A 19,350-nucleotide genomic window follows, 5' to 3' on the forward strand; every position below is an offset into this window, starting at 1 on the left:
GCGCGCCGCCTCCACGAGGCCGGGCATTCCGTCGCGGTGTTCGACAAGGGCCGGCAGCCCGGCGGCCGCATGGCGCACCGCCGCGACCGCGAGACCGGCCTCGCCTTCGATCACGGCGCCCAGGTGATCCGGGCGCACGGCCCCGCCTTCCGCGCCCGACTCGCCGACTGGGAGACCCGCGGCCTCGTCGCGCCCTACGACGCCGCCGGCAGCGTCACCGCCGTTCCCGACATGACCGCGCCCGTGCGCGACCTCCTCGCCGGGCTCGACGTCCAGGTCGGCCGCACCGTCACGGCGCTGGCCCGCAGCGGACGCGGCTGGCGGGTCGCCCTGTCGGAAGCCGGCGAGGACCGGATCTTCGACGCGGTGCTGCTGACGCTGCCGGGTCCGCAGGCCCTGCGCCTCCTCGCGGCGAGCGGCCACGCGCTGCCCGGCATCGAGCGGGCCTCCTACGCGCCCTGCTGGTCGCTGATGCTGGCCCTCGGACAGGACCTCGTGAACCCGGGCGATGTCTTCCCGGGCGATGTGGTGCGCCCCGCGACGGGGCCCATCGCCGCCCTGTTCCGCGAGGGCGTGAAGCCCGGGCGGCCGGAGGCGCCGCCGGCCTATACCGTCCATGCCACGCCCGGCTGGTCGAGGGCCCATCTCGAGGAGACGCCGGAGTCGGTGGAGGCGGCCCTGCTCGCGGCCGTCGGCGACCTGTCCGGCGGGGCCGTCGCCCCCATCCGGGCCCGCGCCCATCGCTGGCGCTACGCCCTCGTGGAGGAGACCTGCGGCGCGCCCTGCCTCTACGATCCGGATCGGCGCCTCGGCTATGCCGGCGACGGCTGTCTCGGGCCGCGGATCGAGGCCGCCTACGACAGCGGGCTCGCCCTGGCGGACCGGCTGATCGCGGATTCCCGATGAGCCTGCCCATCGTCTTTCATCCGGCCTACGAGGCGACCCTGCCGGAGGGACATCGCTTCCCCATGCGCAAGTACGGGCGCCTGGCCGAGCTCCTAGCGGAGCAGGGTCTGGTGCCGGACGGCTTCGCCCGGCCCGAGCCCGCCGGGGCCGAACTCCTGGCCGCCGCCCATGAGCGCGCCTACGTGGAGGCGGTGCTCGCCCTCGACGTCTCCCGCGAGATCGAGCGCAACATCGGCCTGCCGGTGGGCGCCTCCGTCGTCGCCCGTTCCTGCGCCTCGGTGGGGGGCACCCTGCTGGCGGCCCGCCTCGCCCTGGCGCACGGTCTCGCCGGCAGCACGGCCGGCGGCAGCCACCATGCGCGGCGCGAGACCGGCGCCGGCTTCTGCATCTTCAACGACGTGGCCGTGGCCGCCCGCACCCTGCACGCCAAGGGCACCATCGCCCGCGCCCTCGTGGTCGATTGCGACGTCCACCAGGGCGACGGCACCGCCGATTGCCTCAGCGGGACGCCCGACCTCTTCACCCTCTCGATCCATGCCGAGAAGAACTATCCGACGCGCAAGATCGCCGGCGACCGGGATGTCGGGCTGCCGGACGGCCTCGACGATGCCGGCTACCTCGCCGTCCTGGCCGCCCATGTCGGGCCGCTGCTCGATGCCCTGCAGCCCGACATCGTGTTCTACAATGCGGGGGTCGATCCCCATCGCGACGATCGGCTCGGGCGCCTCGACCTCACCGATGCGGGCCTGCTGGCCCGCGACCGCTTCGTGGTCGGCGAGGCGCACCGGCGCGGCGTTCCCTTCGTCGGGGTCATCGGCGGCGGCTACTCCACCGATATCGACGCCCTCGCGGCCCGCCACGCCCTGGTCTTCTCGGCCATGGCCGAGCGTGCGGCCTGACCGGCCCCTCAGGACTCCGACAGGGCCGCGTGCCGGGCGACGATCCGGTTGATCGTCCGGCCGAGCTGCTCGGCGGAATAGGGCTTGTGCAGGAGTTCGAAGCCGTGGGCGTCCTCCTGGGCCAGGATATGGCTGTAGCCGGAGGCGAGCAGCACCGGCAGGTCCGGCCTGCGCCGCCGCAGTTCCTCCGCCAGGGCGACGCCGCCCATGCCGGGCATGACCACGTCCGAGACGACGATGTCGAAGGGCGTGGTCCCGCCCTCCACCTCCGCCAGCGCGCTCTCGGCATCGGTGTGCCAGGTCGGGCGATAGCCGAAATCCTCCAGGATCTGACGCGCGAACCGGCCGATCTCGAGGTTGTCCTCGACGAGAAGCACGCGCAGCCCGTCCCCCGACACGGCGGGATAGGCCGGGGCGGCGCCCGTCGGGACGGCCGGGAGGGCCGCGACCTCCGGTAGGTAGAGCGTGAAGGTCGTGCCGGCTCCCAGCGTGCTCGCCACCGCGATGTCGCCGCCCGACTGCTTGGCGAAGCCGAAGACCTGGGACAGCCCGAGCCCGGTGCCCTTGCCCACGCCCTTGGTGGTGAAGAACGGCTCGAAGATCCGGTCGAGATGCTCCGGCGGGATGCCGCTGCCGGTGTCGGTGAGCGAGATCGCCGCGAACCGGTCCGCCGCGCCGTCGCCATGGCTGCGCAGGGGCGGCGGGGGCGCCCGGCATTCGAGCCGGATGGTCAGGGTGCCGCGCTCCTCCATCGCGTCCCGGGCGTTGACGGCCATGTTGATCAAGGCGGTCTCGAACTGGCTGAGATCCGCGCGGATGTGGCAGGTCTGCGCGGGCAGGTCGGTGACGACCCGGATGCAGGCCCCCGTCACCGTCTCCAGCAGTTCGGCGACGACGACGAGCCGTGCCCGGACATCGAACACCTCCGGCTTGAGCGCCTGGCGTCGCGCGAAGGCGAGGAGCTGGCCGGTGAGCTTGGCGGCCCGGTCGACGGTCTCGGAGACCGCGTCGAGGTAGCGGCTCTTGCGCGCCTCGGGCAGGTCCGGCCGGCGCAGGAAGTCCACCGAGGAGCGGATGATGGTCAGGAGGTTGTTGAAGTCGTGGGCGACGCCACCCGTGAGCTGGCCCACCGCCTCCATCTTCTGCGCCTGCCGCAGGGCCTCGTGGGTCTGCTCGAGCTCCGCCGTGCGCCCCGCCACGCGCTCCTCGAGGGTGGCGTTCAGCTCGCGCAGGGCCGCCTCGGCCTCCGCCTGCGCATAGGCCGACCAGGTCCGCGCCGCGACCTCCATGGTCAGGCGCACCTCCTCGTCGGTCCAGTGGCGCGGCGTGGCGGAATGCACGTAGAACACGCCGCCGAGGGTCAGGGGGCCGCCATCCCGGCCCCGCATCATCGGCGCCAGGATCAGCGCCCGGGTGCCGATGCTGTCCCAGGTCGCCTGGAACGCGGGTCCCGCCGTCCGCGGGTCCGTCCGGCAATCGGTGACCACCAGGGTCTCGCCCCGGCGCAACTGCGCGATCAGGATGGGGCCGAAGGCGTCGAGCACCCGGGTCTCGCCGGCGAGCGACGCCATGCGCCCGTCGCACCAGTCGCGCTCGACCGAGACGACCTCGCCCCCGTTCTGGAGGTGTCCGTAGCCCGTCCGCCCGACGCCCAGATGCGCCCCGAGGCTGGCCGCGGCGATCATCTTCACCTCCAGGGGCGCGCTCGCGGCCCGCAGGCGGTCGCCCAGCGCGATCTGGAAGCGCAGGTGGCCCTCGGCGGCCTTGCGCGCCGAGACGTCGATGGTCGTGCCCAGCGCCCGGACGCAGACCCCGGCGGCGTCGAACACGGCCCGGCCCTTCGCGGCGATCCAGCGTACCCGCCCGTCGTCGCGCCCGACGGTGCGGTACTCGACGTCGTAGCTGGCCCGCCGAGCCGGATCGAGGGCGGAGGCGAAGGCCGCGCGGGTGGCCGCCAGGTCCTCCGGGTGCAGGCCGGCATAGAAGTCGTCCAGGGTCACGGACGCCTCCGGGGGGAGGCCGAACATCGCCTTGGTCCGCGCCGACCAGACCAGCGTATTCCCCACCGTGTCGAGGTCCCAGGTCCCGATCTCGGCCGCCTCGGTGGCGAGGCGCAGCTGCTCCTCGCGCCGCTGCAGGCGCATCTCGGCCTGCTTGCGGTCGTGGATATCCTCGACCACGCCGTACCAGCGCAGGATCGCGCCGTCCTCGGTCCGCCGCGGGTAGGCCCGCGCCCGCATCCAGCGGTGCTCGCCCGTGGCGAGGCGGAGGCGGTAGTCCACGTCCACCGGCTCCCCGGAGGCGATCGAGGCGCCCAACACCGCGAGGGCCCGCGGCAGGTCCTCGGGGTGGACCGCCCGGGTCCAGCCGTCGCCCAGCGGTTCGCCGGGCGCCTGTCCGGTCAGGGTGAGCCAGCGCGTGGCGTAGGAGGTGATGTTGCCGGCGGCATCGCAGGTCCAGGGCACCTGCGGGTTCAGTTCGACCGCGTGGCGGTAATGGTCCTCGCTCTCGCGCAGGGCGGCCTCGCCCAGGACGCGGTCGGTGGTCTCCGCGGTGATGCAGAACAGCCCGTTGATCGCCCCGGCATCGTCGTAGACGGGCGAGTAGGTGAAGGACCACCAGCTCTCCTCGGCCTGGCCCGAGCGGGCGAGATCGAGCTTCATGTCGGTGAGGGTGCGGCTCTCGCCGGCGAGGGTGGCCTCGACCAGCGGGCCGATGTCGTCCCAGATCTTGCCCCAGACCGCGCGGAACGGGCGCCCGAGGGCGTTCGGCAGGCGGTAGCCGAGGATCGGCCGGTAGGCGTCGTTGAAGAAGCAGAGCAGGTCCGGCCCCCAGGCCAGGAACATCGGGCGGGGACAGGCGAGCATCAGGGCCAGCGTGTTGCGCAGGGCCGGCGGCCAGGTCTCCGGCGGACCGAGCGTCGTCCCCGACCAGTCGTGCGTACGGATCTCGGCGCCGGTGACGCTGCCCGCGTCGAGGAACGCCAGGGAGCCGCTCACGCGTCCAGCCATCCGCAGCGGTCGCTCCCGGTCGGGATCAGGGACGGTCGGGCGATCGAGTCGGAGGGTCCGGCGGGCATGATCGAGGCCTAGCGTGTCCATGCCGGATCGTACAGCGGCGATCCGGTCATGGGCAGAAGAGATTTCGGAATCCTCAACTAGATCCGCCGCGGCGGACTTTTTCAACACCCCGATCCGGAAGCGTTGCACCCTGTCCGGGAAGTATCCGCCAGAAGCCGATCCGGTGGATCAGTGGACACCATCTTGACGGTCGCGGTCCCGCGACGGGTCCGCGGCCGGGCCGAGTTCGGACAATACGGCGCGCGGGCCCGTGTCGGCTGCCACGCACCAGTATCCGGGAGCGGACAGGCGCGGGCGTGCGGTCCTCAGGTCCGCGCGTCCGCCTTCGGCAGCGTCTGGGCGGCGTGCTCCATGGCGTCGAACAGCTTCTCCAGTTCCGGTCCCTCCAGGCAGTGGAAGCCCAGGGTTCGGGTCAGCAGGAGGCCGAGGGTGGCGAAGGTCAGCATCGCGCCGGCGCCGGGGCAGCAGGCCACATCCTCCATCTGAGCGAGGCGCTGCTTGAGGAAGGCGTTGAATCCCGCGAAGGCCTCGGGGTTCTCGGCGGAGGCGAGCAGCAGGGCGCGGGGAAACCCGTCCTCGTCGGCATAGACCTGACGCGCATGGGCGATCAGCGCCAGGGGGAGGGCGGCCGTGTTCGCACCCTGCTCGGCTTCATGGGCCGCCACGCTCTCGCGGATCTCGCGCAGCTTGCGCTCGGCCAGCGCCGAGATCAGGGCGTCTTTCGACGCGAAGTGGTGCAGGACGCCGCCCTTGCTCAGCGAAGCCTCGGCCGCCACCGCGTCGATGGTGAGGGTGCGCGTCCCCATGCGCCGAATCAGGCGTTCTGCGGCGTCCAGGATCACCAGGGGTCGGTCTTCGCGGCGGGTACGCGCCTTCATCGTCGACAATCCGGCTGGTTCGCCAGCGGTTTCGGGGGGAGGGGTTCCACAGCCGGAGCTGGCGAGAAGACCGTTCACGTCGAGGGAGATACTGGGGAACGCCTCGATCGGAAAGACGATCCGACGAAAAAAGAAACCGTCTGGACGGTCGGTAACAGAGCCGATATGGGAGGCGCGAGGCAGGGGGCTTTCGAGTTCGAGGACGCAATGGTGGGTTGGCTGACCGTGGGGCCGCGCGGATGGGGACGCGTGACCCGGATGCCCTCGGCCCGGATACCCTCGGCCCCGGTGCTCGTGACCATGCTGTTCCTGTGCTGTGCCGGCGCGATACCGTCCGCGTGGGGTGCGGACGGAACTCCCCGGGAAGCGCCCAAGCCCGCGGATTCGAAGACCGCGAGCCCCGCCGTCGCGGTGGTGCGGACGGCCGTGGCGCGCGCCAGCACGATCGCCTCCGACCTCATCTTCACCGGCGACATCCAGGCCCAGTCGCAGGTGAACGTCGCCTTCCGCACCAACGGCAAGATCGCCAAGCGCCTCGTGGAGGTCGGCGACCACGTCACCGCCGATCAGGTGCTGGCCAAGCTCGATCCGCAGGAGCAGCGGGCCAACCTCAACAACGCGCAGGCCGCGCTCACCTCGGCCGAGGCGCTGCTGACCCAGGCCAAGCTGAACTTCAGGCGCCAGGAGCAGCTCATGGCCAGCGGCTACACCACCCGCCCGAGCTACGACGACGCCGAGCAGCAATTGCGGACCACGCAGGCCTCGGTGGACTCGGCCAAGGCGGCCCTGGGCACCGCCGAGGAGCAGTTCTCCTACACGGACCTGAAGGCGGGTGTGGACGGCATCGTGCTGAGCCGCACCTTCGAGGTCGGGCAGGTCGTCCAGACCGGCCAGACCGTGCTGGTGATGGCGCAGGACGGCCCGCGCGACGCCGTCTTCAACATCTTCGAGGCGGTGCTCGCCGCCCCCCCCGAGAGCAAGACCGTCGCGGTCACGCTCCAGGCCGATCCGCGGGTTACGGCGGTCGGCCGGGTGCGGGAGATCTCCCCCAGCGTGGATGCCGCCTCCGGCACCGTGCGGGTCAAGGTCGGGCTCGACGAGACGCCCAAGGCCATGAGCCTCGGTGCCGTCGTCATCGGCACCGGCAAGTTCCGGCCGCGCCAGGCGATCGTACTGCCCTGGTCGGCGCTCTACCGCTGGGAGAACGGCCCGGCGGTCTGGGTACGTGATCCCGCCAGCGGCACCGTCTCGCCCCGAACCGTCACGATCGAGCGCTACGGGCCCAACACCATCGCGCTGAAGGGGGGCGTCGAGCCCGGCGAGGAGGTCGTCATCGCGGGTATCCAGCTCCTGCGGCCGGGGCAGACTGTTGCCGTCGCCGAGACCCTGGAGGCCACGCGATGATTCGTCCGGCCCTGCTCGCCGTCGCCCTCGTGCTCCCGCTCGGTGCCTGTCGGGCCGCCGAGGACACGGCTCTGCCGCCACCCGTGCGGCCGGTTCTCTACCGGGTCGTGAAGCCGGTCTCGGCCAAGGTCTTCGGCCCCTTCGCGGGCGTGGTGGCGCCGCGCTACCAGTCCGAGATCGGTTTCCAGATCGCCGGGCGCATGATCGCCCGCGACGTGACCGTGGGCGACATCGTCCACCAGGGGCAGCGCATCGCGGCCCTCGACCCCGTGGTGACGCGCTTCGCCCTGACCCGGGCCGAGGCCGAGCTCGCCGATGCTAGGGCGCAGGCCGAGAACGCGAGCGCCACGGAATCGCGCCGCCGCCGCCTGCTCGCCGGCGGCAATGTCAGCCAGGCGCAACTCGACACCGCCGTGGCGAGCCGCGACACGGCCCAGGCCCGGGTCTCGCAAGCCGAGGCGAGCCTGCAGCGGGCGCAGGACCAGATGGGCTACACCGAGCTGCACGCGGATTTCGACGGCGTCGTCACGGTGCGCAGCGCCGAGGTCGGCCAGGTGCTCAGCGCGGGCCAGGCGGTGGCGACCCTGGCCCGGCCCGAGGAGCGCGAGGCCGTGGTCGACATTCCCGAGGATCTCGTCGGCACCATGCCGGCAGACGCCGAGTTCACCGTCTCCCTCCAGAGCGCCCCGGACGTGACGGCGACGGCGCGGGTGCGGGAGATCGCGCCCTTCGCCGACCAGACCACGCGGACCCGGCGCATCCGCATGACCCTGATTAAGCCCTCGGAGGCCTTCCGCTTGGGCTCCACCCTCACGGTCACCCTGGCGCGCGCCGAGCCGCCCCATGTCGACCTGCCCGCCACGGTGGTGCTGACCGAGGACGGCCGCGATGCCGTCTGGGTCGTCGCGCCCGACGGGAAGAGCGTGCGCAAGCGGCCCGTCACCGTCACGCGGCGCGACGCGAACGGCGTCAGCATCGGCGCGGGCCTGAACGCCGGCGACCGCGTGGTCCTGGCCGGCGTCCACTCGCTCAAGGACGGGCAGGCCGTACGCCTGCCCGATCAGGCGCCCTGATCCCCGCGGGCCAGACGCCGTCCATCATCAGCCGCCACCCCGGTGAGGCGAGAGACAATCCGTGAAGACCTTCAATCTCTCCGAATGGGCGCTGGAGCACCGCTCCTTCGTCTGGTTCCTGATGCTGATCTCGGTGGTGGCCGGCTTCCTGGCCTACGAGCGCCTCGGCCGCGAGGAAGACCCGCCCTTCGCGATCAAGACCATGATCGTACAGGCGCGCTGGCCGGGCGCCACCATCAGCGACACCCTCGATCAGGTCACCGAGCGGATCGAGAAGGAATTGCAGCAGATCGACGCCGTCGATTTCAGCCGCAGCTACACCACGCCGGGCCAGGCCACGGTGTTCGTGCAGCTGCGCGAGACGACGCCGCCCAAGACCATTCCGGCGATCTTCTACCAGGTGCGCAAGCGCATCGGCGACATCCAGAACACCTTCCCGCAGGGGATCCAGGGGCCGTTCTTCAACGACGAGTTCGGTGACGTCTTCGGCAACGTCTACGCCTTCACGGCCGATGGCGTGACCCCGCGCCAGCTGCGCGACTACGTCGAGCGGGTCCGCGCCGAGGTGAAGAAGGTGCCGTCCGCGGGCAAGATGCAGCTCCTCGGCGCGCAGGACGAGGTGATCTACCTCGACTTCTCCACCCGCAAGCTCGCCGGCCTCGGCCTCGACACCAACTCGGTCATCCGAACCCTGCAGTCGCAGAACGCCATCGCGCCCTCCGGCGTGATCCAGGCGGGACCGGAGCGGGTCTCCGTCCGGGTCGGCGGCCAGTTCGTCAACGAGGAGAGCCTGCGGGCCGTCAACCTGCGGGTGAACGACCGCTTCTTCCGCCTCTCCGACGTCGCCGAGATCTCCCGCGGTTTCACCGACCCGCCCACCGACCTGTTCCGCTTCAACGGCCAGCCGGCCATCGGTCTGGCCATCGCCATGCAGCCCTCCGGCAACCTGCTCACCTTCGGCCACGACCTGAAGGAGCGGATGCGCAAGCTCGAGGGCGAGCTGCCGGTGGGCGTCGGCATCCACCTCGTCTCGGACCAGCCGAGAATCGTCGAGGAGGCGGTGGGCGGCTTCACCAAGGCCCTGGTCGAGGCGGTGGTGATCGTGCTGGCGGTGAGCTTCATCTCGCTGGGCTGGCGCGCCGGCCTCGTGGTCTCGCTGTCGATCCCGCTGGTGCTCGCCATCGTGTTCGTGATCATGCAGATCATGGGCGTCACCCTCCAGCGCATCTCGCTGGGCGCGCTCATCATCGCGCTCGGCCTCCTCGTCGACGACGCGATGATCACGGTGGAGATGATGGTCGCGCGCCTGGAGGTCGGCGACAGCCTGAAGAAGGCCGCGACCTTCGCCTACACCTCCACCGCCTTCCCGATGCTCACCGGCACCCTGGTGACCGTGGCGGGCTTCCTGCCCATCGGCTTCAACGGCTCGTCGGCGGGCGAGTACACCTACTCGCTCTTCGTCGTCATCGCCGCCTCGCTCCTGGTCTCCTGGGTGGTGGCGGTGCTGTTCGCGCCCCTTATCGGCGTGAAGCTCCTGCCGAAGCAGATGAAGCACAAGGACCACGACGCCCCGAGCCGGTCGATGCGGATCTTCACCGGGATGCTGCTGGGCGCCATGCGCTGGCGCTGGACCACCGTGATCGTCTGCGTGGGCATGCTCGGCGCGGCGATCGTCGGCATGGGCTTCGTGCAGCAGCAGTTCTTCCCGGCCTCCGACCGCCCCGAACTCCTCGTCGACATGACGCTGCCGCAGAACGCCAGCATCGCCGAGACGAAAGGCCAGATGGACCGCTTCGAGGCGGCCCTGGTGGGCGACCCCGAGATCGTGCGCTGGTCCTCCTACGTGGGCCAGGGCGCGGTGCGCTTCTACCTGCCTCTCGACCAGCAGCTCGGCAACGCCTTCTTCGGCCAGATCGTGATCGAGACGAAGTCGATCGAGGCGCGCGAGCGCATGAAGCTGAAGCTCGACAAGCTCGCGCGCGAGAAATTCGTCGGCACCGACTTCCTGATCCACTCCCTCGACCTCGGGCCGCCGGTGGGACGCCCGGTGCAGTACCGCCTCAGCGGCCCCGACCTGCAGACCCTGCGGGCCTACGCGCTCACCCTCGGCAACATCGTCGGCGGCAACCCGCATCTCGACGTACCGACCTTCGACTGGAACGAGCCCGGCAAGGTGCTCAAGGTCGACATCATCCAGGACAAGGCGCGCCAGCTCGGCGTGACCTCGGAGGACATCGCCGGCCTCCTCAACGGCATCGTGGGCGGCCGGTCGATCACCCAGGTCCGGGACTCGATCTACCTCGTCAACGTGGTCGCCCGGGCGCAGGCGGTGGAGCGCAACTCCCTCGACACGCTCCAGAGCCTGCAGGTGCCGCTGGCCAACGGCAGCGTGGTGCCGCTGCTGGCCTTCGCCACCATCGGCTACGAGCTGGAGCAGCCCATCGTCTGGCGCCGCGACCGCCTGCCCACCATCACGGTGCGGGCCTCGATCTCGGACGACACCCAGCCCGCCACGGTGGTGAGCCAGCTCGACGAGAAGATCACCGCGTTCCGCAAGAGCCTTCCGGACGGCTACGTCCTGGCGGTGGGCGGCGCCGTGGAGGAGAGCGCCAAGGGTCAGGGACCGATCGCGGCGGTGGCGCCGGTGATGCTGCTCACCATGGCGATGTTCCTGATGATCCAGCTCCAGAGCTTCCAGAAGCTCTTCCTGGTGGCGAGCGTGGCGCCCCTCGGGCTGATCGGCGTCGCCGTCGCGCTGCTCGCCTTCAACAAGCCGATGGGCTTCGTGGCGATCCTGGGCGTGCTGGCGCTGATCGGCATCATCGTGCGCAACTCGGTGATCCTGGTGACCCAGATCGACGAGTACGAGCGGGACGGCCTGCCGCCCTGGGACGCGGTGGTGGACGCCACCTGCCACCGCATGCGCCCGATCCTGCTCACGGCGGCGGCCGCCAGCCTCGGCCTCGTCCCCATCGCCCGCGAGGTGTTCTGGGGGCCGATGGCCTACGCGATGATCGGCGGCATCCTGGCGGCGACCTTCCTGACGCTGTTCTTCCTGCCGGCCCTCTATGTCGGCTGGTACCGGATCAAGGCGCCGCCGAAGGGCACGCCGCGCCGGGTCCACGGCGCGGAGGGACAGGTCCACGGCGCCGCGGACCCGGCGCGGGCGGGCTGATCCGCTCAGCCCGGGCGGCGCCTCAGCGCGGCGCCGTCCCGGCTCGGTCCACCGTGGCGCCGGGGCGCGAATCCGTGGTCGCGAAATAGGGCTTGATGTCGAGGAGCGGGGTTCCGTCGCGGCAATCGAGGCCGCGCACCCGCAGGGTCGCCCCGTCCCGCTCCAGGAGCTCGACCACCGACAGGGCGATGGGGTTGGGACGCACCGGCGAGCGCAGGGAGAAGGTGCCCCGGCCGCCCTCCGCGTGGCGGGGGCGCTGGATCGCGAGGTCCCGGGCGGCCTCGTCCATCCAGTAGAGCACGATGAGGTGGCTCGCGCCCTCGACGTTCTGGAGGGCCTCCGAGAAGGGCGCTTCGACCGCGAGCGTGCAGACCGCGTCGGTCTTGAGGCCGTTCTTGGGGCATTCGCCCCGGGTCGCCCAGGGCGTGCGGATGCGGCCGATGAAGTAGAGCCCGGCATCGAAGCTGTCGGGCAGCGGGATCGCCGCCTCGCCGGGGCGATGTCCGGTCTCGTCGTCCATGATGCGCCTTTCCGCGAATGCCGATCGTCGCGCCGATCGGTGCGCCGGGCGCACGGTTTCGGGCAAGCGGGCGCCGGGGGCAAGCGCAGGCCGAAGCCGGGGTGGGATCAGGCGGCGACGGGCGCGCGTTGCCGGGTGCCGCCCGTCTGCTGCGTGAAGCTGCCGATCGGCCCGGGCCGGCCGATGAAGTAGCCCTGCGCGGCGTGGCACTTCTCGGCGACGAGGAAGTCGAGCTCCTCGGCCGTCTCCACGCCCTCGGCAATGACCGGCAGGCCCAGGCCCGCTCCGAGCCCCAGCACCGAGCGCACGATGGCGGCCGCCTGCGGGTTGGAATCCACCGACGCGATGAAGGAGCCGTCGATCTTGATCGTGTCGAACGGGAACAGCCGCAGGTTCGAGAGGGAGGAGTAGCCGGTGCCGAAATCGTCCATGGCGATGCGCAGGCCCAGGGCCTTCAACTGTCGCAGGTTGGTCAGGGCCCGGTCCGGATCGCGGATCAGGGCCGTCTCGGTGATCTCGAGTTCGAGGCGCGCCGGGTCGAGGCCGGTCTCCGCCAGGATCGCCCGGACGTCCGGGGCAAAGCCCGCGTCGTGGACCTGCACGCCCGAGACGTTCACCGCGACGCCGAGCGGGGCGTCCCAGCACGTGGCCTCCCGGCAGGCCTCCCGCAGCACCCAGGCGCCGATCTCCCGGATGAGCCCGCTCTCCTCGGCGATGGGGATGAAGACGGCCGGCGAGACGAGCCCGCGCGTGGGCTGGTGCCAGCGCAGCAGCACCTCGAACCCGATCACCGTCCCGGTCCGGGTCTCGATCTGCGGCTGGTAGACGAGGCGCAGCTGGTCCTCCGCCAGGGCGCGGCGCAGCTGCTTCTCCAGGAGGCGGCGCTCCCGCACGTCGTGCCCGACCGAGGCCTCGAAGAAGCGGTAGTTCCCGCGTCCCTCCGTCTTGGCGAGGAGGAGGGCGGTGTCGGCGGCGTTGAGGAGGTCGTTGCGGTCGCGGGCATCGTCGGGGAACACCGCGATGCCGATCGTGGCGGCCGGAACCGGCTCGCCCTGGGTCGCGCCCTCGGCCGCCGCCTGCAGGCTCGCCCGGATCGCCTCCGCGAGGCGGCCGGCGGCCACCGCATGGGTGCAGGGCGTCAGCACCGCGAACTCGTCGCCGCCGATGCGGGCGATCATCTGCGTCGCGTCGAGGAGGCCGCCCAGGAGGCGGCCGACCCGGACCAGCGTGCCGTCGCCGATGGCGTTGCCGAACAGGTCGTTGATCTCCTTGAACCCGTCGAGATTGATATGGAGCAGGGCGAGGCGGCCGCCGGAGGCCGCGGCGCGCCGGAGCCCCTCGTCCAGGCCCGAATGGAAGTGCTGCCGGTTGGGCAGGCCGGTGAGCGGGTCGTGGCCGACGAGGAACTGGATCTGGCGCTCGGCCCGCCGGCGCGTCGTCAGATCGCGCACCGCGAGCGCGACGTGCGGCGTGCGCCCGTAGGCCACGGGCCGCATGATCAGCTCCACCGGCAGGGCGGAGCCGTCCGTGCGGTACAGGGTGCCCTCCACCGCCTCGTCGCGTCCCGTCTCCAGGCTCCGGAGCGTCCCGGCATCGGGGATGAAGCGGGACAGGGGCACGCCGTCGAGGCTGCGCGCCTCCGTGCCCGTGAGGGCCGCGAAGCTGTCGTTGGCGCTCACGATGACGCCGTCCTGGCAGATCACGAGGCCTTCCACGGCGGCGTTGGCGAGGCTGAGCAGGCGCCCGCGATAGATCTCGCGCTGGCGGTTGCGCAGGTCGAGCACCAGCGTCGTGCAGGCCAGGATCAGGATCGTGAGGCTCGCGAGCCCCACCGGCAGCGCGAGCCAGAGCGGCTTCACCGTCTCCTCGGGCACCAGCACCCGCGGGTCCGGCACCAGAGTCAGGGCGGTCATCCCGATGAGGTGGTGGGAGCAGATCGCGCCGGCGAGGCAGGCGGCGCCGACGATCCGGGCCAGGGGCCGTACGCTGGTCAGTCCGATCCAGAGGGCCGCCATGGCGAGCCCGACGCCGGCGAGGAGGGAGAGCGCCACTAGGCCCGGATGCCATTCCATGTGCCCGGCGACCTGATAGGCCGCGAGGCCGGTGTGGTGCATCGTCGCGATGCCGAGCCCGACGATCGCGCCGCCCGCGAGGGGGGCGACGCGGGCGTTCCAGAACACCGAGGCGGCCAGGCCGATCCCGCTCAGCAGGATGGCGAACACCAGCGACAGCACCGTCAGGCCGGCGGCATAGGCCGCGTCCAGGCCGGGATCGAAGGCCAGCATGCCCAGGAAATGGGTCGCCCAGATGCCCGAGCCGCCGCCGACCGCCGCGACCGCGACCCAGCCGCTGCGCCAGCCGGTCGGGGACTGCTTCGCGTGATGCATCAGCGCGATCGTAGACGTCGTCGCGAGCGCGCAAATGATCGCCGCGAGGACCATCAGCCACGGATCATTTTCGGCAATGAAGCAACCGATGGCTTTGAGCATCGACGCGCTGTTCCCCCTACCGTCGCCGCTTATGCTGACCCGCGAACCCAGTTTTCATCTCGATGAGACGAATTGGATGCCTTGCATATGTTAATGGACTTATAGGCGTAGCAAAATGGTTGGTGGCTGACCAACGGACAATTCGGAAACGTCGTTGCCGAGGGCGCCGGATGGCGCAACGGAAGCCGCGCGTTCGCCTCCGGGGTCCGCCGGGTGTAAGACGCACGGGACCGAGATTTGGCCAGGAGGCACCGTGATCCGCGACGAGCTGCGACCGATGGAGTCCGTCTCCGACCCCGAGACCGCGGTGGACCGCCTCGCGGCCCTGCATGCCGGGGCGATCGAGGCTCTGCGGTCGGCCCTCGCGCGCTACCTCGACGGCGGGCCGCCGCCGGACGCCACCGAGCGGCTGCAGTTCCGCTATCCGGAGCTGCGCCTGACCTACCAGCCCGCCGGCCCGATGCCGCAGGTCTCGCGCGCCACGGCCAAGCTCCAGGCGCCGGGCACCTACGCCACCACCGTGACCCAGCCGGCGCATTTCCGCGGCTACCTGCTGGAGCAGCTGCGGCCGCTGGTGCGGGACTACGCCGTCACCCTCGAGGTCGGCCTCAGCGCGCAGGAGATTCCCTATCCCTACGTGATCGAGCCGGGCGCCGATCTCGGGCGCAGCGGCGTCACGCCCCGGGACCTCGCCACCTACTTCCCCGTGCCGCTGCTCTCGGTGGTGGGCGACGAGATCGCCGACGGCCTCTGGCACGATCTGCCCGACGCGCCGCGCCCGCTCGCCCTGTTCGACGCGATTCGGACCGATTACTCGCTCCGCCGCCTCGTGCACTACACCGGCAGCGACTGGGGCGACGTGCAGCCCTGGATCCTGCTGACCAACTACCACCGCTACGTCGACGGCTTCATCCGCCACGGGCTCGAGCGCCTCGCCCGCGGCGACGACGGCTTCGAGCGGATGATCCTGCCGGGCGGCGTCACCGTCTCGCGGGCCGAGGCGGCGTCGGTCAATCCCTCCGCGCTCATCGCCGCCTCGCCCTGGCACAAGTACCAGATGCCCGCCTACCACCTCGTGGCGCGCGGGCCCGACGGGAGCCAGCAGGGCACCACCCTGGTGAACATCGGCGTCGGACCCTCGAACGCGAAGACGATCACCGACCACCTGGCGGTCCTGCGCCCGCATTGTTGGCTGATGGTCGGGCATTGCGGCGGCCTGCGCCAGTCCCAGACCATCGGCGACTACGTCCTCGCTCACGGCTACCTGCGCCGCGACCGCATCCTCGACGAACTGGTGCCGCCCGACGTGCCGGTGCCGGCGCTCGCCGAGGTGCAGCTCGCCCTCCAGGCGGCGGCCGCCCACGTCACCGGCGAGAAGAGCGAGGCCCTCAAGCGCCGGCTCCGGACCGGAACGGTCGTCACCTACGACGACCGCAACTGGGAGCTCCGCTTCAGCCAGGAGCGGCGGCGCATCAACCTCTCCCGCGCCATCGGCGTCGACATGGAGAGCGGCACCATCGCGGCCCAGGGCTACCGCCTGCGGGTTCCCTACGGCACCCTGCTCTGCGTCTCCGACAAGCCGCTCCATGGCGAGATCAAGCTGCCGGGCGCCGCCAACGCCTTCTACGAGCGCGCGGTGGCCGAGCACCTGCTGATCGGGCTCGCCGCCCTCGACAACCTGCGGGCCGAGCGCCATGGCCTGCATTCGCGCAAGCTGCGCAGCTTCGACGAGCCGCCGTTCCGGTAGCGGGTCGCCGTCACGCCGGTTCGGCCAGGGACTCCCGGGTCCCGGCGGGCGCGAATTCCGGAAAGATCGCCCGCACGGTGGTGCCCTCGTCGGGCACGCTCTCGATGATCAGCCGGCCCCGGTGCCGGTTGACGATGTGCTTGACGATGGCGAGGCCGAGGCCGGTGCCGCCCTGGTCGCGGCTCGAGGCGACGTCGACCCGGTAGAACCGTTCGGTCAGGCGCGGGATGTGCTCGGCGGCGATCCCCGGCCCGTGGTCACGCACCGACAGCTCGACGCTGGCGCGCCCGTTGGCGGCGTCCTCCTGGCGCCGGAGCGCAACCTCGACGCGTCCCCCGCTGCCGCCGTATTTCACCGCGTTCTCGATCAGGTTCTCGACCACCCGCAGCAGCTCGTCGCGCTCGCCGAGGACGGGGAAGGCGCCCTCGGCCGCCACGCTCAGCACCACGCCGCGGTCCCGGGCCAGCGGCCCCTGCGTGTCCACCATCTGCCGGGCGATCCGGGTCAGGTCGACGGGCCGCGTCGGCGCCACGTGCTCGCGCAACTCGATCCGCGACAGCGACAGCAGGTCGTCGACGAGGCGCGCCATCCGCTGCGCCTGGGTCTTCATGATGCCGAGGAAGCGCTCCCGCGCCGGCGGGTCGTTGCGGGCCGGCCCCTGCAGCGTCTCGATGAAGCCGAGGAGGGAGGCCAGCGGCGTGCGCAGCTCGTGGCTGGCATTGGCGACGAAATCGACCCGCATCGCCTCCAGGCGCCGCGCCGAGGTGAGGTCGCGCAGGAACAGCACCACGTTGGGCTGCCCGCCCACCACGCCGTCCGGCATCGGCAGGGCGCCGATCTGCACCTCGAAGGCGCGTTCGGTGGGCACGCGGGTGGCATAGAGGGTCTTGAGAGGTGCGCCGGTGCGCAGGACCTCCTCGATCCCGTCGAGGACGTCGGGCGCGCGCAGGGCGAAGGAGAGCGGGTGGCGCAGCTTCAGCGCCGGCAGCAGGGCGCGGGCGGCGGGATTGACCTCGATCACCACGGCGCGGCGGTCGACCAGGATCACGGGGTCGGGAATGTTGGCGAGCAGCGCCTCCGCCACCGAGTGGCGGCTGGTGCCGGGGCTCTCGGGGACCCGCACGATGCGGGCGCGCCCGAGACCGCCGATGACGCCGCCGAGGCAGAGGACGACGACGGAGGCCGCGACCGTCGGGCCGTCGAGGGTGCCCCGTCCTGCGGCGAACACCCCGAGGCCCAGGGTCGCGACGGCGGCGGCGGTCCAGGATGAGCGGCGCGCGCCCCGTGCCATGCGGACCCTCCCGGCGTTACGGCGCGCCGCGGGTCCCGGTGCCCCGGCTGCGCTTGACGATCTCGTACACGGTCAACATGACCAGGGCGATGACAAAGGGCACGAGGTAGTAGCAGACCCGGAACAGCAGCAGTGAGCCGAGCACCTGGTCGCGGGGCAGGCTCGACAGGGCGAGCAGGATCGTCGCCTCGAACACCCCGATCCCGCCCGGCGCGTTGGAGGCGATGCCGAGCATGGCGGCCAGGACGTAGATCGCCACGAAGGTGGTGAAGCCGATGGAGGTGCCCGCCGGCAGGAGCACGTAGAGCGTGGCGGCGGCCGCGCAGACGTCGCCGATGCCCACCACCATCTGGCTCAGGGAGACCGAGGCGCCGGGCAGTTCGAGGCGCCAGCTCTTCACCCGGACGTGCCGGCGCTTCAGCGAGACCCAGAGCAGGTAGGCGACCACGGCGAGGAGCGCGCCGAAGCCCACCCCCTGGTTCAGCGCGATGCTGGTGAAGGTGAGGGCGGCGAGTTGGCCCGCCTCGACGATGAGGCTGAGGCCGAGGACGACACCCATGCCGAGCCAGAAGGTGAAGCCGGCGATCACCGTGAGGGCGGCGATCTTGGCCGCGCCGAGGCCCTTGCTGGAGTAGATCCAGTAGCGGATCGTGCCGGCCGTCAGGAGCGGGAAGCCGAGGGTGAAGCTGACGGCGTAGCTGGTGAACGAGGCGAGCGCCGTCGTCCGGTAGGGCACCTTCAGCTTGAGCTGGCGCAGCGCCAGGGCATCGTAGCAGGTGAGGAAGAGGTAGCTCAGTCCCACGAACAGGAAGGCGAAGCTTAGCTGCTCGGCCGAGGCGCCCGTGAAGGCCGCGTGCATCTCGGCCCAGGTGACGGTCTGGACGAGCTTCCACAGGACGAACAGCGAACCGGCCAGGATGGCAAGGCTGGCGATGGTGCCGAGCCAGGCATAGCGCCCGCGCATCCCGGATTTCGCCGGGGCCGCCTCGGCCTCCGTCGCGTCGATCGGGGACGCCTCGGGCGCGAGCGCCTCGGCCGTCTCGATCTGCTTCTGCTGTCTGGCAAAGTTCATCGTGTCGGCGTCCGCCTCCGCTGGGCTCCCCGCACACGGCCGCATGGCGGCATGGGTCAACCCGAGCTTGTGCCGGACCACGGCCCGTCGCCCGCATTTAGGGGCATCGGGCGGCAATTGCCAGCGAGGGAGGCGCGATGCCCACCGGCGATGCAGGCCTGCGCCTCGGCGAGACCCGCCCGGATGCGCTCGGCGACGCTGGGGGCGGTGCAGACATAGGTCGGGCTCGGATGCGGGACGGCGATCGCGGGCAGGTCCGGCCGCAGCGCCGCGAGCTCCCCCCGCGCGAGGCCCGCGACCCGGCCGGAGAGCACGACCACGCGAAGCCGCGCCAGCCGGGCGAGGAGCGGTGCGAGGCAGGGCAAGGCCTGCCTCACCTCGGACTGGCGCGGGGCCCGGTTCAGGGCGCCGGGCGCGTGGATCACCCACGGGATCGTGTTCCAGAGCAGGGTGTCCCGGCGGGCGATGCCGGCCTCGGCGAGGAAGCGGAACAGGTTGGCGGCGGTCCCCGTGGGGTTGTCGCGCGAGACGAAGCCGGTGCCGCGGATGCTCGGCCCCGGCGTCTCCAAGAGGAGCAGCAGGCGGGCCTCGACGCCACCGTCGAGGGGATCGGGGTCGGGCACCTCGGCCCTGTGCGCCTCGGCGATCTGCCGGGCGAGGGCGCGGAGGGGAGCGATGTGGGGGCTGTCGAGCAGGGCCCTGCGCGCGGCCAGGGCGCTGGGGTCGCGCAGGCTCTTCGGTTCGGCGGGCGGCGCGTCAGCCGGCATCGGCGACGCAGCGCCCCAGGCTCTCCCGCCGGGCGCCCAGCCGGCGGCA

General features: G+C 71.7%; 13 protein-coding genes. 6 read left to right on the forward strand and 7 right to left on the reverse strand.

Features of this window, described 5'->3' with window-relative positions:
- On the forward strand, positions 1–906 hold a 906-nt coding region (locus tag AC3WLN_RS11815; protein WP_492481368.1), incomplete at its 5' end, for an NAD(P)/FAD-dependent oxidoreductase.
- Positions 903–1,805, forward strand: coding sequence for a histone deacetylase family protein (locus AC3WLN_RS11820; protein ID WP_492481370.1), 903 nt, complete (start codon positions 903–905; stop codon positions 1,803–1,805). The genes AC3WLN_RS11815 and AC3WLN_RS11820, both read left to right, overlap by 4 nt.
- An 8-nt stretch (positions 1,806–1,813) precedes the next feature.
- On the opposite strand, the gene AC3WLN_RS11825 is transcribed toward AC3WLN_RS11820, so the two are convergent.
- Both AC3WLN_RS11825 and AC3WLN_RS11830 read right to left on the reverse strand, forming a co-directional pair.
- Positions 1,814–4,816 carry a PAS domain-containing protein gene (locus AC3WLN_RS11825; protein ID WP_492481372.1) on the reverse strand — a complete coding sequence of 1,001 codons (3,003 nt, stop codon included), beginning with the start codon at positions 4,814–4,816 and terminating at the stop codon, positions 1,814–1,816.
- Positions 4,817–5,190: 374 nt separating this feature from the next.
- A complete protein-coding gene (locus tag AC3WLN_RS11830; RefSeq protein WP_492481374.1) occupies positions 5,191–5,763 on the reverse strand; it encodes a TetR/AcrR family transcriptional regulator in 573 nt (190 codons plus the stop codon).
- A 258-nt stretch (positions 5,764–6,021) separates the two neighbouring features.
- On the opposite strand from AC3WLN_RS11830, the gene AC3WLN_RS11835 reads away from it, so the two are divergent.
- From AC3WLN_RS11835 to AC3WLN_RS11845, 3 genes are all read left to right on the forward strand, one after another.
- Positions 6,022–7,167: an efflux RND transporter periplasmic adaptor subunit gene (locus AC3WLN_RS11835; RefSeq protein ID WP_492481429.1), complete on the forward strand. Its 1,146-nt coding sequence runs from the start codon at positions 6,022–6,024 to the stop codon at positions 7,165–7,167.
- On the forward strand, positions 7,164–8,240 hold the full coding sequence (locus AC3WLN_RS11840; RefSeq protein WP_492481375.1) for an efflux RND transporter periplasmic adaptor subunit: 1,077 nt from the start codon (positions 7,164–7,166) through the stop codon (positions 8,238–8,240). The genes AC3WLN_RS11835 and AC3WLN_RS11840 overlap by 4 nt, the downstream gene beginning before the upstream one ends.
- Positions 8,241–8,301: 61 nt before the next feature.
- The gene (locus AC3WLN_RS11845; protein WP_492481377.1) at positions 8,302–11,415 is read left to right on the forward strand and encodes an efflux RND transporter permease subunit; all 3,114 of its coding nucleotides are present in this window, start codon (positions 8,302–8,304) and stop codon (positions 11,413–11,415) included.
- Between the two features lie 22 nt (positions 11,416–11,437).
- Here AC3WLN_RS11845 and tsaA read toward each other — a convergent pair whose 3' ends face one another.
- Both tsaA and AC3WLN_RS11855 read right to left on the reverse strand, forming a co-directional pair.
- Positions 11,438–11,935, reverse strand: coding sequence for a tRNA (N6-threonylcarbamoyladenosine(37)-N6)-methyltransferase TrmO (gene tsaA, locus AC3WLN_RS11850; protein WP_463770508.1), 498 nt, complete (start codon positions 11,933–11,935; stop codon positions 11,438–11,440).
- A 107-nt stretch (positions 11,936–12,042) separates the two neighbouring features.
- Positions 12,043–14,322: a bifunctional diguanylate cyclase/phosphodiesterase gene (locus tag AC3WLN_RS11855; RefSeq protein ID WP_492481378.1), complete on the reverse strand. Its 2,280-nt coding sequence runs from the start codon at positions 14,320–14,322 to the stop codon at positions 12,043–12,045.
- A gap of 355 nt (positions 14,323–14,677) precedes the next feature.
- On the opposite strand from AC3WLN_RS11855, the gene AC3WLN_RS11860 reads away from it, so the two are divergent.
- Positions 14,678–16,171 carry an AMP nucleosidase gene (locus AC3WLN_RS11860; protein WP_492481380.1) on the forward strand — a complete coding sequence of 498 codons (1,494 nt, stop codon included), beginning with the start codon at positions 14,678–14,680 and terminating at the stop codon, positions 16,169–16,171.
- Between the two features lie 10 nt (positions 16,172–16,181).
- Here the strand turns inward: AC3WLN_RS11860 and AC3WLN_RS11865 are convergent, their stop codons facing one another.
- From AC3WLN_RS11865 to AC3WLN_RS11875, 3 genes are read right to left on the reverse strand one after another with little or no spacing between them, the layout of a single operon-like run.
- On the reverse strand, positions 16,182–17,462 hold the full coding sequence (locus tag AC3WLN_RS11865) for an ATP-binding protein (protein WP_492481382.1): 1,281 nt from the start codon (positions 17,460–17,462) through the stop codon (positions 16,182–16,184).
- A gap of 16 nt (positions 17,463–17,478) precedes the next feature.
- Positions 17,479–18,534, reverse strand: a complete 1,056-nt coding sequence (locus tag AC3WLN_RS11870; protein WP_492481384.1) for a lysylphosphatidylglycerol synthase domain-containing protein — start codon at positions 18,532–18,534, stop codon at positions 17,479–17,481.
- Between the two features lie 56 nt (positions 18,535–18,590).
- On the reverse strand, positions 18,591–19,301 hold the full coding sequence (locus AC3WLN_RS11875; RefSeq protein ID WP_492481431.1) for a uracil-DNA glycosylase: 711 nt from the start codon (positions 19,299–19,301) through the stop codon (positions 18,591–18,593).
- Positions 19,302–19,350 lie beyond the last annotated feature (49 nt).

The sequence above is a fragment of the Methylobacterium sp. FW306-05-D genome (genome assembly GCF_058782155.1).

What these genes read in the sequence shown, in the direction of transcription:
- AC3WLN_RS11865 (WP_492481382.1), bottom strand. Translation starts at nt 17,462, where the DNA reads ATGGCACGGGGCGCGCGCCGCTCATCCTGGACCGCCGCCGCCGTCGCG.
- AC3WLN_RS11820 (WP_492481370.1), top strand. Translation starts at nt 903, where the DNA reads ATGAGCCTGCCCATCGTCTTTCATCCGGCCTACGAGGCGACCCTGCCG.
- AC3WLN_RS11835 (WP_492481429.1), top strand. Translation starts at nt 6,022, where the DNA reads ATGCCCTCGGCCCGGATACCCTCGGCCCCGGTGCTCGTGACCATGCTG.
- AC3WLN_RS11875 (WP_492481431.1), bottom strand. Translation starts at nt 19,301, where the DNA reads ATGCCGGCTGACGCGCCGCCCGCCGAACCGAAGAGCCTGCGCGACCCC.
- tsaA (WP_463770508.1), bottom strand. Translation starts at nt 11,935, where the DNA reads ATGGACGACGAGACCGGACATCGCCCCGGCGAGGCGGCGATCCCGCTG.
- AC3WLN_RS11825 (WP_492481372.1), bottom strand. Translation starts at nt 4,816, where the DNA reads ATGGCTGGACGCGTGAGCGGCTCCCTGGCGTTCCTCGACGCGGGCAGC.
- AC3WLN_RS11840 (WP_492481375.1), top strand. Translation starts at nt 7,164, where the DNA reads ATGATTCGTCCGGCCCTGCTCGCCGTCGCCCTCGTGCTCCCGCTCGGT.
- AC3WLN_RS11870 (WP_492481384.1), bottom strand. Translation starts at nt 18,534, where the DNA reads ATGAACTTTGCCAGACAGCAGAAGCAGATCGAGACGGCCGAGGCGCTC.
- AC3WLN_RS11855 (WP_492481378.1), bottom strand. Translation starts at nt 14,322, where the DNA reads ATGCATCACGCGAAGCAGTCCCCGACCGGCTGGCGCAGCGGCTGGGTC.
- AC3WLN_RS11830 (WP_492481374.1), bottom strand. Translation starts at nt 5,763, where the DNA reads ATGAAGGCGCGTACCCGCCGCGAAGACCGACCCCTGGTGATCCTGGAC.